The following is a 16,015-nucleotide window of genomic DNA, read 5'->3' on the forward strand; positions in this document are numbered from 1 at the left end:
CCTGAACGCCATCCTTCAACATGAAGTGTCCGGCAAAAAACAGACGAAAGCGGTCAGTCGCTCCAGTACACCTCCGAAAACACCTCTCCCCCTTTTCCCCCAATCTGTACATCTTTTCCTTTAACACGACTGTCCGGCGAAGGCCGGACAGGAGTCGGCCACCGCAGGTGGGCGCAGCAGCGCACACCTGCACTGAATCCGCAGACAAAACAGCGCCCGCCGGGCACTGCCACCCCTCGCCGCAGAACCTTCCCGAACTTCCGTCCGCCCCGGCAACGCGCCCTGCCCGCACACTCCCGCCCCGCCGGGGGCGAAGCCGCCGGCGGAACCAGGGGAGCCCGGGGGGAATTATTTCCCCCGGCGGGGTTCGGGGCGGCGCCCCGTGGCTCCGGTCTGTCTCCCTTCCACTCAATCCAGGGCGGCGCCCCGTGGCTCCGGTTATCCTTCCTCCATCAAGGCCCTTGACATGACAGGGGGTTTTCCACGAAATAGCTTGGTATGCTTTACGGGCGAACGAGAAGTTCGTCCTTTTCTTCTCCCGCGAGGGGGAAGGCGGGGAAGGCAACCATGAGCGGAAAAGCGCCTTCTTCGCCGCCAACATCGCTTTCCGCCCCATGTTATGAACAGCTTCAAGCCTTATGCGGCCATGCCTTTCTATCCCGGTCCCGTTTCCGTTCATCCCGACGTTGCCCGCGCGCTTTCCAGAGACTATGCGCCTCCGCGCATGGGCACGGAATATCTTGAACTTTACAAGTCGGTAAGGACGCGTCTTCAGAAGATTCTGGGCACGAAGGAAGACGTGCTCATGGGCACCGGCGAAGGGATGCTGGTACTGTGGGGGGCGCTGAAGAGTCTGCTCAGGCCCGGGGACACGGTGCTCTGCGTAGGCACGGGCGTGTTCGGCGACGGCTTTGCCGACATGACAAAGGTCATCGGCTGCAAGGCCGTGCTTGTTTCCGAGCCCTACGACAGGACGATTTCCGCTTCCACGCTGGAAAGGGTGAAGGACGCCGTAAAGGAGCATCATCCCGTGCTCATGACGGCGGTGCACTGCGAAACGCCTTCCGGCACGCTGAACCCGCTGGAGGAGCTCGGGCAGCTGAAAAAGGATCTGGGCGTGCCCTTCCTGGTGGTGGACACGGTGGCCAGCGCGGGCGGCGCGCCGGTGCATGCTGACGCGTGGCATGCCGACTGCGTGCTCGGCGGCTCTCAGAAGTGTCTTGCCTGCCCGCCGGACATGAGCTTCATGAGCGTGAGCGCTGCGGCGTGGGAACGCGTGCGCGAGGTGAACTACACGGGCTACGACGCCGTGCGTCCCTTCGACAACGCCATTGAAGACGCCATGAGATTCCCGTACACTCCCAACTGGTGGGGCGTGGCCGCGCTGGACGCTTCGCTCTCGGCCCTTGAAAAGGAAGGGCTGGACAACGTGTTTGCCCGTCATGAAGCCGTGGCGCGTCAGTGCCGCGAAGGAGTGAATGCCCTGGGGCTTTCGCTGTGGCCCGCGAAGGACGCCGTGAACTCCCCCACCGTGACCGCCGTCCGCGTGCCCGAAGGCTGGCAGTGGAACGACTGGCGCACGGCGCTTGCCGCGCGCGGTCTGTATGTGGGCGGCAGCCTCGGACCGATTGCGGGCAAGGTGTTCCGCATGGGTCACATGGGCACGCAGGCGAATGCCGAAGCCATGCGCTCGGCGCTTGCCGTCATGAAAGACGTTCTCTCAAAATAACCAAAGGATCATATTCATGAGCTACACCAAGGAAGACGTGCGCCGCTATCACGGGCTGCCCCGCCCCGGCAAAATCGAAGTCATGCCCAGCAAGAAGGCCGTGGATCAGGACGACCTCACTCTCGCCTACAGTCCCGGCGTGGCCGAAGCCTGCCGCGACATCGTGGCCGACGAAGCCATGGCCGCAAAGCTCACGGGCCGCAGCAACCTTGTGGCCGTGGTGACCAACGGCACCGCAGTGCTCGGTCTCGGCAACATCGGACCGCTCGCGGGCAAGCCCGTCATGGAAGGCAAGAGCATGCTCTTCAAGCTCTTTGCCGACGTGGACGCCTTCGACATCGAGCTTGACTGCTCCGATCCCGACCGCCTCATCGACATCGTGAAGGCACTCGAGCCCACCTTCGGCGGCATCAACCTCGAAGACATCCGCGGCCCGGAGTGCTTCTACATTGAGGAAGAGCTGAAAAAGTCCATGAACATTCCCGTGTTCCACGACGATCAGCACGGCACGGCCGTGATTACCGGCGCGGCGCTCATGAACGCTTCGCGCATCACGGGCCGCGACATCGCCGACATGAAGATCGTCGTCATGGGCGCGGGAGCCGCCGGCATGGCCTGCGCCCGCTTCTACGCCTCCATGGGCGTGAAGAAGGAAAACATTTCCATGTTCGACATCAAGGGGCTCATCCATACGGGACGCACCGACCTGTCCGACGTGCAGATGACCTTCGCCCAGGCCGAACCCGCCCCCGGCGCATCCATTGCCGACACCCTCTACGCCGCCATGGAAGGCGCCAACCTCTTCCTCGGTCTGTCCGGCCCGGGAACCCTCAAGCCCGACATGCTGAAGGGCATGGCCGAAAATCCCGTCATCTTCGCCTGCGCCAACCCCGTGCCGGAAATCGGCTACGAAGAGGCCAAGGCCGTGCGTCCCGACGCCATCATGGGCACGGGCCGTTCCGACTATCCCAATCAGGTGAACAACGTGTCCGGCTTCCCGTTCATCTTCCGCGGCGCGCTCGACGTGCGCGCAAGCAAGATCAACGAAGAAATGAAAATCGCCGCCGCCCGCGCTCTTGCCGATCTCGCCCTCGAACCCGTGCCCGAAGACGTGCGTGCCGCCTATCACGGCCGCGACTTCACCTTCGGTCCGGAATACATCATTCCCATGCCGCTTGATCCGCGCATCATCGAATGGGTGGCTCCGGCCGTGGCCCAGGCCGCCGTGGACAGCGGCGTGGCCCGCGGCAGCATGGACGACATAGGCGGCAGCGTGGAAGCCTATCGTCTCATGCTGCGCGAACGCATGAAGAAGGCCAAGGCCCGCATGGCTTCCTACTGGGAAAGCTACAACAAATAAATAGGACGGAGCGAAAACTTTCCGCTTCTCGTGAACCGGGGCGCGTCCGTCATGGGCGCTCCCTTTTTACTGCACGGAGTTTCCATGATCATACGCCGCATCGAGCACCGCAAAAAACGCTTTCTGCCCCTGCTTCTGGAAGCCGACGAACAGGTGAACATGATAGAGCGCTATCTTGAACGCGGCGAGCTCTTCGTGGCCTTCGACGACAAGGAAAATCCCCAGGCCGTGGCCGTGGTCACGAAGGAAGACGACGGCCTGTACGAACTCAAGAACATCGCCGTCGCTCCGGAACTGCGGAGACGGGGCCTCGGCCGGGAACTGCTCGACTTTCTTCTGAACCGCTACCGCGGCAACGGCATCATGCAGGTGGGCACGGGCGACAGCCCCGCCACGCTCGGCTTCTACCGCGCCTGCGGCTTCACCTTCTCCCATGTGGAAAAAGACTTCTTCGTGAAGAACTACGATCACCCCATCGTGGAAGACGGCAAGGCGCTCCGGGACATGATCTATCTCAGGCGGCAGCTTCCGAACTGAAAACGCGCCCTTCCCCGTTTTCCCCAGGCCTGTTCTCCTGCGTTTCCTGCGGACGGATTGTCCGCGGTGCGGAAGCCGTCACTCTTCGAGGCTTTTCACGCTCTCCCACGACAGGTTGAAGGAACGCAGATACTTGTTGAGTCTTGCGGTGTCGTCGTTGCTGCTCTTTCTGAGCCGGGAGCTGGCAAAGAGCAGACGGCCCGCCTCGGAACGGCGCTTGCAGGAAAGACAGACCTCAAGCACCTTTTCAAGCTGCACCTTGTCGAATAGGTCGAGCTCGCGGTCTATGAGGTGAGAGGCCCGGGCGATGAGGGGAAACTCTATGCCCTCCAGCTTTTCGGTCCTTCTGCGCCAGAGGCCCCGCAGATAGGCTATTTCCCTGTCCACGGTCTCCTTGGTGATGATGCCCTGAAAGGCATAGGTGTGCATTCTCTCCATGCTGCTTGCGAGCGTGCGGAAGTTGCCGGGCCACACGGCCTCGGGCGAACGGGCAAAGCGCAGGTAGGCTTCTCGGGCCTCGGGCAGAAAGTCGGCGAACACGCCTCGCTGCTCGGAAAGACGCTTGAGCTCGTAGTCGATGTTGGCTTCTATGTCTTCCGTTCTCTCCCGCAGGCTCGGAAGTTTGAAGTGCCACAGATTGATGCGCGCAAAAAGATCCGTCCTGAACCTGCCGTTGCGGGCTTCGGCAAAAAGATCGCAGTTCGTGGCCGTAATGAGCTGAAAGTTGCTGAACACCGGCTTGTCCGACCCGAAGGGGAAAAAGCGCTTCTCCTCTATGGCCTTGAGCAGAAGCGCCTGTATGTCCATGGAAAGTTCCCCCACCTCGTCGAGGAAAAGTATGCCCGAATGCGCCATGGCCAGCATGCCCTTGCGCTCGTACGTCGCCCCCGTGAAGGCGCCCCAGCCTGTGCACCGTGGACGCGGCAAACCTCGTCCGCTCCCTGCACGAAAGCTTCCCCAAGGAAGCCATGCAGGACGTGGAAGGCACGCATCTGCTCTTTGTGGAAGGCCATACCATGGGCATGCTCATCGGCACCCGCGACAAGCCCGTGAAGAGCCTTGAAGACCTCAAGGGTCTGAAGATAGGCGTGTCGGGCGGCGGCATTCGTCTGGAACGGGCCCGCGCCCTCGGCGCCACCGTGGTGGGCATTTCCCTGCCCGACATGTACATGTCGCTGGAAAAGGGCGTCATCGACGGCGCCGTGATCGACTGCGAAGTGCTCGTTTCCCGCAAGCTCGGCGACATCATCAAGAACGTCACTCTCGTGAACCTCGGCGGCTCGGTGTTTTACTGCGTGATGAACAAGGACACCTACGACAGCATGCCGCCCGACCTTCAGAAGATCGTCGACGACGTGTCGCGCGAATACGCGCCCAAGCTGTTCAGCGATTTCTGGAACGACATGCAGTACAACAGCCTTGGACGCTGGCAGAAAGAACAGGGCGGCAAGCTCTTCATGTTCTCCGATGCCGACTACGCCAAGGCCGACGCCCTCGCCGAACCCACCTACAAGGAATGGGTGGAGTTCACCACGAACAAGGGACTTCCCGCCGAAGCCATTCTTGCCAAGTTCCGCGAACTCGAAAAGCGCGACATGACCCCCTGGGCCCAGTCCCGCGCCGCAAACTACGTGGAAAAATAACGACTAACCGGGCCGGGGAATGTCTTTCACCGGCCTTTTTCTCCTCCCGTCCCGTGCCGGAGGGACGAGACGCCGAACCGTTCCCGCAAACATGCGCGGAACCCCCTGAACCTGCACGCGGCTCAGTCCGCCTCTGCCGGAGCGCTCCGCAAAGGCACGCGCTCCCCGTTCAACGCCCAGGAGTCCAGTCATGGCCACATCTCAAGCACCCCATCTTTCCCCTCAGTCCTCCGGCCTGGCGCCCCTGCGCGCGTGCGTCGGCATTCTGAAGCACCTCGAGATCATATGTCAGAAGGTCAGCGCCCTCGGCATGCTCTTCTTCCTGCTCATGGTGCTCATCACCACGCTCGACGTCGGTCTGCGGTACTTCTTCTCCCGTCCGCTCAGCGGCACGCTGGAACTCACCGAGTTCTTCATGGTCATCGTGTTCTTCACGTCCGTGGCCTATGCGCAGTGGACGGGCGGCCACATCGTCATGGACGTGGTGACGGCCAAGCTCAGCGAAAAGGCGCAGACGCTTCTTTCCGTGGTCACCACCTTCTGGTCCGTGGCCACCGTGGGCGTATGCCTTGCCGCCATGGTCCGCTACGCCTCCACCTGCGAGCTCTACTCTCCCACGCTCAACCTGCCCGTGGCCCCCTTCGTGTGGTTCGCCTCGGCAGGCTGCCTGCTTCTTCTGCTCACCCTCGTGCACGACTTCTTCGCCGCCATGTTGAAGGCCCACGACAACTACGGCTCCGGAGCCATGCTCCTGGCCCTTGTTGCGGCCTTCGCCACCACGGCCGCCTTCCTGTGGTTCGCCATGAACAGAATGCGCGGCGTTTCCAGCGTGGCCCTCGGCGTGTGGGGCTGCGCGTTCATGTTCTTCCTTTTCTTCTCCGGCATGCCCGTGGCCTACGCCCTCATGGCCTCGGCCGCCGTGTTCATCGCCAACATGCGCGGCACCATGGCCGCCTGGAACATGCTCGGTCAGTTCTGGTACAACACCGTGGCCAGCTACGACTGGTCGCCGCTCATGTTCTTCCTGCTCATGGGCTACGTGTGCTTTGAAGGTCAGTTCGGTCAGGATCTCTACCGCGCCGCCCGCTCCTGGATGGGGCACTGGCGCGGCGGCCTCGCCACCGGCAGCGTGTGCGCCTGCACGGCCTTCGGCGCCGTGGTGGGCGACTCGCTCGCAGGCAGCGTGGCCATGTCCGCCATCGCCCTGCCGGAAATGCGCAAGAGCCACTACGACGACGCCCTCGCCATAGGCTGCCTCGCCTGCTCCGGCACCATCGGCAGCCTCATCCCGCCCTCCACCACCTTCATCCTCTACGGCGTGCTCGCCGAACAGTCCATAGGCGAACTGTTCATCGCCGGCGTCATTCCCGGCCTTCTGTGCATGTTCTGCTTCATCGGCGTCATCGTGGTGTGGGCCCGCATCAATCCCGCGGCCGCGCCCGCCTCGCCCCGCGTGTCCCGCGTGGAAGCCTTCTCCTCCCTGCGCTCCGCCCTGCCCATCATGGCCATATTCATTCTGGTCATCGGCGGCATCTACGGCGGCATCTTCACCGCCACGGAAGGCGGCGGCGTGGGCGTGTTCGGCATGCTGGCCCTCGCCTATGCGCTGCGCCGCATGACCAGAAAGAAGCTCTCCTCCGCCCTCAACGACGCGGGCAAGTTCACCGCCATGTGCTTCGCCCTGCTCGCGGGCGCCAACCTGCTCGGCAACTTCATGACCCTGAGCCGCATCCCCATGGTGCTCGCCAACGCCATCGCCGCCCTGGACATCGCGCCCATGCTGGTCATGGTGGCCATCATCATCGTGCTCTGCTTCCTCGGCTGCTTCATCCCCGCCATCCCGCTCGTGCTCATCTGCGTGCCCATCTTCGTGCCCATCGCCAAGGTGTTCGGCTGGAACCTCGTGTGGTTCGGCGTCATCTCCACCCTCGTCAAGAACATGGCCGGCATCACTCCGCCCTTCGGCATCAACCTCTTCGTCATGAAGGGCATTGCCGACGTGCCCATCGGTCTCATGTACAAGGCCTCGCTCCCCTACGTGGTGGGCCTGTTCGTGTGCGTCGGACTCATCGTGGCCTTCCCGCAGCTCAGCCTGTGGCTGCCTTCCATGATGCACTGATTTCCCTCTTTCCGCCCTTCCGAGGGGGAGGGCGGCCGCTCCCCACAAGCCCGCGCCCGGAGACACAGACCGGGCGCGGCCCGAAAAGCCCTTCCCGCGAAGGGCTTTTTCTTGCGCGAAGGCCTCACGCTTTCCCCGTGCCGCCGCGTCTTCCGTCCTCTCCCTGCTGCAAAGTGCCTGCCGAGCGATTCAAAGCTCGCCGCCTCATCGTCTCCTGCCCTCGCGCCTTGCAGGGCATCCCCTCTCCGCAACCGACGGATTCGTGCCCTGAGCCCTCGCCCGCACAAAATACCGGCTCTTCTTCCGTGGCGACAGCCCTTCGCGAAGACCGCCCCCATGCTGCGCCGCGATCGGCGCCGGCCCTTCAGGTCGCTGCCTTCAGACACGAAAAATCCCCGCCAGAAACTCTCCGGCGGGGATTTTCTCATGCTTTTTCGGACGGATGACGCCCGAAGGCTTTTTTCAAGGGCTCTTGAAGCGCGTCAGGCGGCCGCGGCGTCCCTTCTGTTGTGCAGGGCGTTCAGAATGAGCAGGAACACCACGAGGAGCGCACCGCTCACGAGCAGGCAGATCCAGGGGCTGGAGCTGACGAATCCCGCCACGAGGTAGCCCACGGCGCTGCACCCCGCGGCAAGAAGCGCGTAGGGAAGCTGCGTGGACACGTGCTCTATGTGGCTGCATCCCGCGCCGGCGCTGGAAAGAATGGTGGTGTCGGAAATGGGCGAGCAGTGATCGCCGAACACGCTGCCCGCCAGCGTGGCGGAAAGGGACACCACGAGAAGCTCGGGGCAGAGCGCCTGCGCCACGGGCACCACCAGCGGGATGAGAATGCCGAAGGAGCCCCAGGCCGTGCCGGTGGAGAAGCTGAGGAAGCCTGCGATGACGAAGATGAGGAAGGGCAGCATGCCGCCCACCATGTTGCCGCTCGTGACCAGCGATTCCACGAACTTGTTGGTCTGGAGCATGTCCTGACACACGCCGCTGATGCCCCAGGCGAGCACGAGGATGAGGTTGGCGGTAAGCATGGCCTTCATGCCTTCCACGGCGCCGTGCATGAACTCGGAAAGGCTCATGAGACGGCGGGGAACGTAGAGCAGCAGCGCCACGACCAGTCCGCCGAAGGAGGCCCACACCAGCGCGGGCGAGGCGTTGCAGTTGCCGAGGGCGGCGCGGAACTCATGATAGGCCGGATCGGAACCCCAGTAGCCGCCGCTGTACATCATGGCGAGCACGGCGAACACGATGAGGCTGCCTATGGGAATGAGCATGTCGAACACGTGGCCGTTCTTGGTTTCGAGGCCTATTTCCGACTTCTGCGCCATCACGCCGAGATCGCCGTGTTCGGCGCGCTTTTCCGCCGCGCGCATGGGACCGAAATCCCACTTGAAGAGGCACAGCAGCACCACGAGGGTGAGGGAAAGCAGCGAGTAGAAATTATACGGAATGGCCGCGATGAAGGCGGCAATTTCGCTCTCGAACGCGCCGGTGGACTTCAAATTGCTGCCCACGGCGGCGGCCCAGCTGGAAATGGGCGCGATGATGCACACCGGGGCGGCCGTGGCGTCGATGATGTAGGCGAGCTTGGCGCGGGAAATCTTGTACGTGTCGGTGACGGGCTTCATGACGGTGCCCACGGTGAGGCAGTTGAAATAGTCGTCGATGAAGATGAGGCCGCCGAGTCCGCAGGTGGACAGCATGGCCGTGCGGCGGCTTTTGATGCGCGAAGTGGCCCAGCGGCCGTAGGCGCGGGAACCGCCCGCCATGGAAATGACGTACACCAGCGCGCCGAGCGCCGAGCAGAACATCACGATGTCGAAGTTGAGGCGCTTGCCCATGATGGCAAAGGCCGACTCAATGGTGTTCATGACCACGAAATCCGCCCCCGTGCCCACGGAATAGATGAACGTGCCGGTCAGAATGCCGATGAGCAGAGAGGAAATCACTTCCTTGGTGATGAGCGCGAGCACGATGGCCGTAACGGGCGGCAAAAGCGACATCCACCCAGCATAATAAGGTTCCATACATCCCCCAGAGAGCTGACGCTTTCCGAAAAAAGCGAGGAAAACAACTCGCAGCCCCGCCACCCTCCATGGCACGAGACCGCGCAAGGGGTGAAAATGAAAGACTCTTCACTTGCACCCCGACAAGAGACTCTTCACATTCTGACGAGACTAACAGATTATACGCCGCTCTTCAACGTTTTTTACGGACGAATCCGGGCATTCATGAACACGCCGCATCAGGGCGCAAAAAATGAGCGGAAGACAAGACCTTCTCTCCCGCTCATCGTTTCCCGCACCGTCTTTTCCGGGCGGCTACGAAGCGTTCCGCTCCGATTTCCAAACGGAACAAGCCGGACGCCGTCAGCGTTTCCGACGCTTCCGGCTGCTTTCCGGCCGGAATCATTCCGCGTCCGTCACGACCGGGCGGAGGCTCTCTCCCGGCTGTTCAGCACCTCTTCCACCACATGATCGGCATAGCGCTCGTACACCTTTTCCCCGGTTTCGGCCGTGGCGATGCGCGGATCGCCGAAGTAGGCCAGAGGTGCGCGGCAGCCTATGAAGTCGTTGCCTCCGGCCAGCCTGTCGAAAAGAAATTCTCCTTCCCAGTTGGGTTCGAGCGTCTTCAGAATTTCGGCATCCACAAGGTCGGGGCGGCGATTGAGCATGAGCGCGGTTTCGCTTTCACCGGCATGAAGATCCCATTCCGGGTGTTCGCACTGCAGAAGATCCTGAATGCCCGAGCCGAGCAGCCAGTCGGACACGACGACCTGAAGACTCGGGTCGCGCTTCATGACGTTTTCCGCCGCCTCCCTGAGCGCCTGCGCGTTGCGCGGCTCCGCGTGGCCGCACATGACGAAGATGCGCCGAAATCCCCATCGGCCGAGCCCGGCGCACACGTCTTCCACCACGGCGACCACGGTTTCATAGCGCAGGGTCATGTTTCCGACAAAGCAGTTCGCCGCCTCGGCCAGCGCGTAGTTCACGGGCGGCGCGATGAGCGTTTCAATGCCGAGTTCCGCCAGCTTTGCGGCCGCGCGTTCGCACACGTCGAGCGCGCTTTCGATGTCGGTCCCCACGGGAAGATGCTGAGAATGAACCTCCGTGGGCCCCACGGGAAGAAAGGCTATGTCCGTTTTCCGAACTACGTCCTGAATCTGCCTGGTGTTCATCTCATACATATGGTTCAGCTTCATGTTTTCCCCCGGGCGGCACGTTCCCCGGAACAGGGAACGTGAACCACTTTCATTTTTTCTGCGCCTCTTCTGTCCGAGAACGCGGCTTCTCCCCTTTCTACAGGACGAAAAAACGGCCTCGAACGGACAGGACTTTGAATTTACACTATTTTGACGGTACCCGCCTCGACTCGCAGCGTCAAGGGAGTTCCCTGAAAAGGAAAAAATGAAGGTGAGACCGAGGGGCCGAGCGCGACTTTTTCCGGGCTCACTCGTCTGCCCGCAGGCGAAGCCCGACGACGGAACCGAGGAGGCGCGGGGGGAGCGGCAGCCGTTGGCGCGCAGCGCCTTACGGATGGCGACAGCAGCGCTATCATTCCCCCCGCATGCCTTTTCCGCCTTTCTGTCTTTCCTGCCTTTTCTCTCTTCCCTCTTCCACGTCCGGGACACAAAAAAAAGAACCACGACCGACACGGCCGCGGTTCTTCCTTCGCCCTCCGACCGGCGGCAGGCGAAGCCTGACGACGGAGTCGTGGGGGCGCGGGGGGAGCGGCAGCCGTTGGCGCGCAGCGCCTTACGGATGGCGACAGCAGCGCTATCATTCCCCCCGCATGCCTTTTCCGCCTTTCTGTCTTTCCTGCCTTTTCTCTCTTCCCTCTTCCACGTCCGGGACACAAAAAAAAGAACCACGACCGACACGGCCGCGGTTCTTCCTTCGCCCTCCGACCGGCGGCAGGCGAAGCCTGACGACGGAGTCGTGGGGGCGCGGGGGAAATCATTTCCCCCGCATGCCTTTCCTGCCTTTCTGTCTTTTCTGCCTTTACTCGGCTTCGCCGCGGAGCTTGAGCTGTTCCTTGACGTAGTTGACCATGCCGCCCTTGTCGATGAGGGTCTGCATCATGGGGGACAGGGGGGGGATACGGATTTCCGCGCCGTTGTCGAGGTCGCGGATGGTACCGTTTTCGGGGCTGATTTCGAGGGTATCGCCGTCGTTTATCTTATCGACCTCGTCGCCGACTTCGAGGAGCATGAGGCCCATGTTGAAGGCATTGCGGTAGAAGATGCGGGCGAAGCTGTGGCCCACCACGGCGCGTATGCCCGCGCCGATGATGGCGAGGGGGGCGTGTTCACGGGAGGAGCCGCAGCCGAAGTTGCGTCCGGCCACGATGATGTCGCCCTCGTGCACGCGCTTGACCCAGCCGGGTTCCAGGCCTTCCATGCAGGCCTCGCCGAGCTTGCGGGTATCGGTGGTCACGAGAAAACGGGCCGGGATGATGGCGTCGGTGTCGATATGCGCGCCGACCTTATGGACTTTTCCGGTAAAGGACATGGATGACTCCTGTATTTCCCCGCGCGGGGCGCGAGGGGTGCGGGAACAAGGTCCCGCAGAGATTCGTTGTTTCCGGCGAATTTCCGAAGCGGAAGCGTTTCCGGCTTCGGAGGCGCCGGAGCCTAGAGCGCCTCGGGGCCGGTGATGACGCCGGTGACGGCGGAAGCGGCCGCCACGACGGGGCTTGCGAGGTAGAGTTCCGACTCAAGGCTGCCCATGCGGCCGCGGAAGTTGCGGTTCGAGGTGGAAATGCAGCGTTCGCCGTCGCCGAGCACGCCCATGTAGCCGCCGAGGCAGGGGCCGCAGGTGGGAGTGCTGATGACGCAGCCTGCGTCGGAGAACACCTCGAAGAGTCCTTCATCCATGGCCTGACGCCACACGGAAGGCGTGGCGGGAATGACGATGCAGCGCACGCCCTTTGCCACCTTGCGGCCGCGCAGAATTTCGGCGGCGTCGCGCATGTCGGAAATGCGGCCGTTGGTGCAGGAGCCGATGACCACCTGATCCACGGCGACGTCGGAAAGCTCGGAAACGGGACGGGTGTTTTCCGGCAGATGCGGGCAGGCCACGACGGGTTCCATGCCGGTGACGTCCATGGTGACCACGCGCTCGTATTCCGCGCCCTCATCGGCGGCGAGGCGCATGGGATCGGGCGTGCCGTGGGCGCGGCAGTATTCTGCGGTAAGGTCGTCGGAGGGGAAGAGGCCGCACTTGCCGCCCGCCTCGATGGCCATGTTGGCCATGCACAGACGCCCTTCAATGTCCACGTCCTTCAGGGCGGAGCCGCCGAATTCCAGGGCGCGGTACAGCGCGCCGTCCACGCCTATCTCGCCGATGAGACGCAGGATGAGGTCCTTGCCGCGAATCCAGCGGGGCATGGTTCCCTCGATGTTCACGCGGATGGTGGCGGGAACCTTGAACCACAGCCTGCCGAGCACCATGCCGCAGGCGATGTCGGTGGAGCCGAGGCCGGTGGAGAACGCGCCGATGCCGCCGTAGGTGCAGGTATGGCTGTCCGCGCCGATGACAAGGTCGCCGGGCTTCACGAGGCCCTTTTCGGGCAGAAGCGCGTGTTCCACGCCGGCGCAGCCGCCTTCATAATAGTGGGTGATGCCCATTTCTTCGGCAAAGCGCCGCGACACGATGACCTGATTGGCCGAGGCTATGTCCTTCTGCGGGGTGTAGTGATCCATCACGAGGAACACGCGGTCCTTGTCGAAGACCTTCTTCGCGCCCATGGCACGGAAGGACTTGATGGCAAGGGGGCCGGTAATGTCGTTGGCGAGCACGCCGGAAAGGGAGCATTCCACGATCTGTCCGGGTTCGCGGACCTCTTCGTCGGTGTGCATCTGAAGTATTTTCTGGGCAAGGGTCATTGCCATGGTTCCATCTCCAGGAAAAACGTGAACGGTTCTCGCCGCGGCGCTTCTGAGAAACGGCGGCCGGGGAAAGTCGGACGAAAAACGCCCGAAACAGGTCTTGCCGCCCTCCCCCGGTCATCGGGAGCGCGGACGAAGGAAGAAAAAGGCCGGGCGAGGGCCCGGCCTTTTGAACGGCTAGTCGACGGGGTTCTGCTTGTAGCTGATGACGTCCTTTTCCTTGTGTTCAAGGCGGTTCAGGGCGTCGACATAGGCCTTGGCGCTGGCCACGATGATGTCGAGGTCGGAGCCGCGGCCCGTGGCGGAATACTTGCCGTCGCGCAGATGCACGGACACTTCGCCCTGGGCGTCGGTGCCGCCGGTGATGGCGTTGACGGAGAACTTCTCAAGCTCGGCATGGGTGCCGCAGATCTGGGAAATGACGTTGAAGGCCGCGTCGATGGGGCCGACGCCGAATCCGGCAAGGCGCACTTCCTCGTCGTGATCCTGCATGACCACGGCGGCGGTGGTGGGCATGGTGGAACCCATGGTGGTCTGCACGCAGATGTTGCTCAGGCGGAAGCGGTCCGGGATGCGCATGCGGTACACTTCGGAGAAGACGAGGGCTTCAAGGTCCTCGTCGTGGATGCGGGCCTTCTTGTCGGCAAGTTCCTTCATGGCGGCGAACACGGCGTTGACCTGATCGTTGTCGAGCGTGTAGCCGAGTTCCTCGAGGCGGGTGCGCACGGCGTTGCGGCCGGAATGCTTGCCGATGACGATGTCGGTGGACTTGCGGCCCACGGCCTGCGGGGTCATGATCTCGTAGGTGTTGCGGTTCTTGAGCATGCCGTCCTGATGGATGCCGGACTCATGGGCGAAGGCGTTGCTGCCGATGATGGCCTTGTTGGCCGGAATGGGACGACCGATGATGAGCGAAAGCAGATGGCAGGAAGGATAGAGCTGCTCGGTGACGATGGAGCATTCCACGCCGTAATATTCGGGGCGGAGCTTCAGGGCCATGACGAATTCCTCGAGGGAGGCGTTGCCCGCCCGTTCGCCGATGCCGCTCAGGCACAGTTCGGCCTGACGGGCGCCGTTCTTGACGGCGGCAAGGCTGTTGGCCACGGCAAGACCGAGGTCGTCGTGGCAGTGCACGCTGAAGATGGCCTTGTCGGCGTTGGGCACGTTTTCGATGAGGTAGCGGATGAGCGCGCCGAACTCGTCGGGCTGGGCGAAGCCCACGGTGTCGGGAATGTTGATGGTGGTGGCGCCGGCGTCGATGGCGGCGGTGACGATGCGCACGAGGAAGTCACGGTCGGAACGGGAGGCGTCCTCGGCGGAGAATTCGACGTTGGGCGTGTAGGAAGCGGCGCGCTTCACGGCGGCCACGGCGAGCTCCACGACTTCGTCGGGAGTCTTGCGCAGCTTGTATTCCATGTGGATGGGCGAGGTGGCGATGAAGGTATGGATGCGCGGATTGCGGGCGAACTTCACGGCTTCCCAGGCGCGGTCGATGTCCTTGGCGTTGGCGCGGGCAAGGCCTGCGACCTGCGCGTTCTCCACGTTCTGGGCAATGGCCTTCACGGCCTCGAAGTCGCCTTCGCTGGCCGCGGGGAAACCCGCCTCGATGACGTCGACGCCCAGCATTTCCAGCTGACGGGCGATGCGGATCTTTTCACTGAGGTCCATGGTGGCGCCGGGGGACTGTTCCCCGTCGCGGAGCGTGGTATCGAAAATAATGACGCGGTCGGACATGGTTTTCTCCTTGCGTTTTCAGGCCGCCTTTCGCGGCCTGCAGCTTTCATCCTTCATCCTCTGCCGCCCGGGGGCGGACGGAGGCTATAAAAAAGGCTGCTCCGACTTCCGACGGAACAGCCTTTTGCCTGTCATTCGTCAGAAATCACGGTATGTCCGGGCACAGCAGCAGACCGGACAGTCGTCCGCAAAGAAGAGCGCACAGCAGCAGAGAAGAAGCGAAGCAGGCTTCGTTCTTCAAAAGGGCGGCGGCATTGCGGACGTTCATCGTGATTTCCTTCGCCTTTACGGCGTGTTTTTTGAAAGACTACGAAATGCGGAGCCTTTTTTCAAGAAAAAATGTGAAGGAAGAGAAAAAAAATTAAAACTGCCCGTCAGTACTACTGACGCAGCTACTGCAGCCATTCAAGATTTTTTTTCGCATCCTGGTGGCCTTGATCCGCCGCCTTCCTGTACCATTCCACAGCCTTAGGAATATTCTGCTCTACTCCCCAGCCATTCTCATAACAGCGCCCGAGATTGTATTGCCCGTAGGAATGATTTCCTTCAGCCGCCTTACCAAACAACTCAAACGCCTTTTGATAATTCCTTCGAGTACCTTCTCCGTTCAAATAGCACATTCCAAGATTATTCAGAGCCCACAAATTACCCTGCTTTGCCGCTCTCTCATACCATAAAACTGCTTTTTGAAAATCTTTTGGAACTCCTCTTCCATTTTTGAATTGTAATCCCAAATTATACTCTCCCCAAGAATATCCTTGAACGGCAGCTTTATAATACCAATTTACTGCTTTTTTATAATCCTTTTTTACTCCATCACCGCGAGCATACGCAAATCCGACAGAATTTTGAGCGCAAAAATGATTTTGTTCTGCTGCCTTCATAAACCAATAAAAAGCAGTCTTTAAATTTTTTTCTACACTATCTCCATTTTTATACCGCCATGCTAAAAAATTCTGTCCATCAGCATCGCCTTGTTCAGCAGCTTTTTTATACCAGCTATAAGCAA

Annotated in this window: 13 protein-coding genes; 5 read left to right on the forward strand and 8 right to left on the reverse strand. The window is 61.7% G+C overall.

Features of this window, described 5'->3' with window-relative positions; all coding sequences use genetic code 11:
- The first annotated feature begins 619 nt into the window (after window positions 1-619).
- From QZZ60_RS05765 to QZZ60_RS05775, 3 genes are all read left to right on the forward strand, one after another.
- On the forward strand, window positions 620-1,729 hold the full coding sequence (locus QZZ60_RS05765) for an aminotransferase class V-fold PLP-dependent enzyme (protein ID WP_295639083.1): 1,110 nt from the start codon (window positions 620-622) through the stop codon (window positions 1,727-1,729).
- A 16-nt stretch (window positions 1,730-1,745) separates the two neighbouring features.
- Window positions 1,746-3,089 carry a malic enzyme-like NAD(P)-binding protein gene (locus tag QZZ60_RS05770; RefSeq protein WP_295639086.1) on the forward strand — a complete coding sequence of 448 codons (1,344 nt, stop codon included), beginning with the start codon at window positions 1,746-1,748 and terminating at the stop codon, window positions 3,087-3,089.
- Between the two features lie 84 nt (window positions 3,090-3,173).
- Window positions 3,174-3,626, forward strand: a complete 453-nt coding sequence (locus QZZ60_RS05775; RefSeq protein WP_295639089.1) for a GNAT family N-acetyltransferase — start codon at window positions 3,174-3,176, stop codon at window positions 3,624-3,626.
- A 78-nt stretch (window positions 3,627-3,704) separates the two neighbouring features.
- Here the strand turns inward: QZZ60_RS05775 and QZZ60_RS05780 are convergent, their stop codons facing one another.
- Window positions 3,705-4,553, reverse strand: coding sequence for a sigma 54-interacting transcriptional regulator (locus tag QZZ60_RS05780; protein WP_295639092.1), 849 nt, complete (start codon window positions 4,551-4,553; stop codon window positions 3,705-3,707).
- On the opposite strand from QZZ60_RS05780, the gene dctP reads away from it, so the two are divergent.
- Together dctP and QZZ60_RS05790 are read left to right on the forward strand one after the other, a co-directional pair.
- On the forward strand, window positions 4,541-5,269 hold the full coding sequence (gene dctP, locus QZZ60_RS05785; RefSeq protein WP_295639095.1) for a TRAP transporter substrate-binding protein DctP: 729 nt from the start codon (window positions 4,541-4,543) through the stop codon (window positions 5,267-5,269). The two genes, QZZ60_RS05780 and dctP, sit on opposite strands and share 13 nt — an antisense overlap.
- Window positions 5,270-5,459: 190 nt before the next feature.
- Window positions 5,460-7,388, forward strand: a complete 1,929-nt coding sequence (locus tag QZZ60_RS05790; RefSeq protein WP_295639099.1) for a TRAP transporter large permease subunit — start codon at window positions 5,460-5,462, stop codon at window positions 7,386-7,388.
- Window positions 7,389-7,870: 482 nt separating this feature from the next.
- Here QZZ60_RS05790 and QZZ60_RS05795 read toward each other — a convergent pair whose 3' ends face one another.
- The 7 genes from QZZ60_RS05795 to QZZ60_RS05825 form a co-directional block, all read right to left on the reverse strand.
- Window positions 7,871-9,409 carry a Na+/H+ antiporter NhaC family protein gene (locus QZZ60_RS05795; RefSeq protein ID WP_295639102.1) on the reverse strand — a complete coding sequence of 513 codons (1,539 nt, stop codon included), beginning with the start codon at window positions 9,407-9,409 and terminating at the stop codon, window positions 7,871-7,873.
- Between the two features lie 395 nt (window positions 9,410-9,804).
- A complete protein-coding gene (locus QZZ60_RS05800; protein ID WP_295639106.1) occupies window positions 9,805-10,584 on the reverse strand; it encodes a creatininase family protein in 780 nt (259 codons plus the stop codon).
- A gap of 799 nt (window positions 10,585-11,383) precedes the next feature.
- A complete protein-coding gene (locus QZZ60_RS05805) occupies window positions 11,384-11,893 on the reverse strand; it encodes a 3-isopropylmalate dehydratase small subunit (RefSeq protein WP_295639109.1) in 510 nt (169 codons plus the stop codon).
- A 122-nt stretch (window positions 11,894-12,015) separates the two neighbouring features.
- Window positions 12,016-13,275, reverse strand: coding sequence for a 3-isopropylmalate dehydratase large subunit (gene leuC, locus QZZ60_RS05810; protein ID WP_295639112.1), 1,260 nt, complete (start codon window positions 13,273-13,275; stop codon window positions 12,016-12,018).
- A 174-nt stretch (window positions 13,276-13,449) separates the two neighbouring features.
- Window positions 13,450-15,006, reverse strand: a complete 1,557-nt coding sequence (locus QZZ60_RS05815) for a 2-isopropylmalate synthase (RefSeq protein ID WP_295639115.1) — start codon at window positions 15,004-15,006, stop codon at window positions 13,450-13,452.
- 145 nt (window positions 15,007-15,151) lie between these two features.
- The gene (locus tag QZZ60_RS05820) at window positions 15,152-15,274 is read right to left on the reverse strand and encodes a hypothetical protein (protein WP_295639117.1); all 123 of its coding nucleotides are present in this window, start codon (window positions 15,272-15,274) and stop codon (window positions 15,152-15,154) included.
- A gap of 124 nt (window positions 15,275-15,398) precedes the next feature.
- The coding region (locus QZZ60_RS05825) for a tetratricopeptide repeat protein (protein WP_295639120.1) at window positions 15,399-16,015 on the reverse strand (617 nt) is incomplete at its 5' end.

Origin of the sequence: uncultured Mailhella sp. (assembly GCF_905187505.1) — a bacterium.
Taxonomy (GTDB): Bacteria; Desulfobacterota; Desulfovibrionia; order Desulfovibrionales; family Desulfovibrionaceae; genus Mailhella.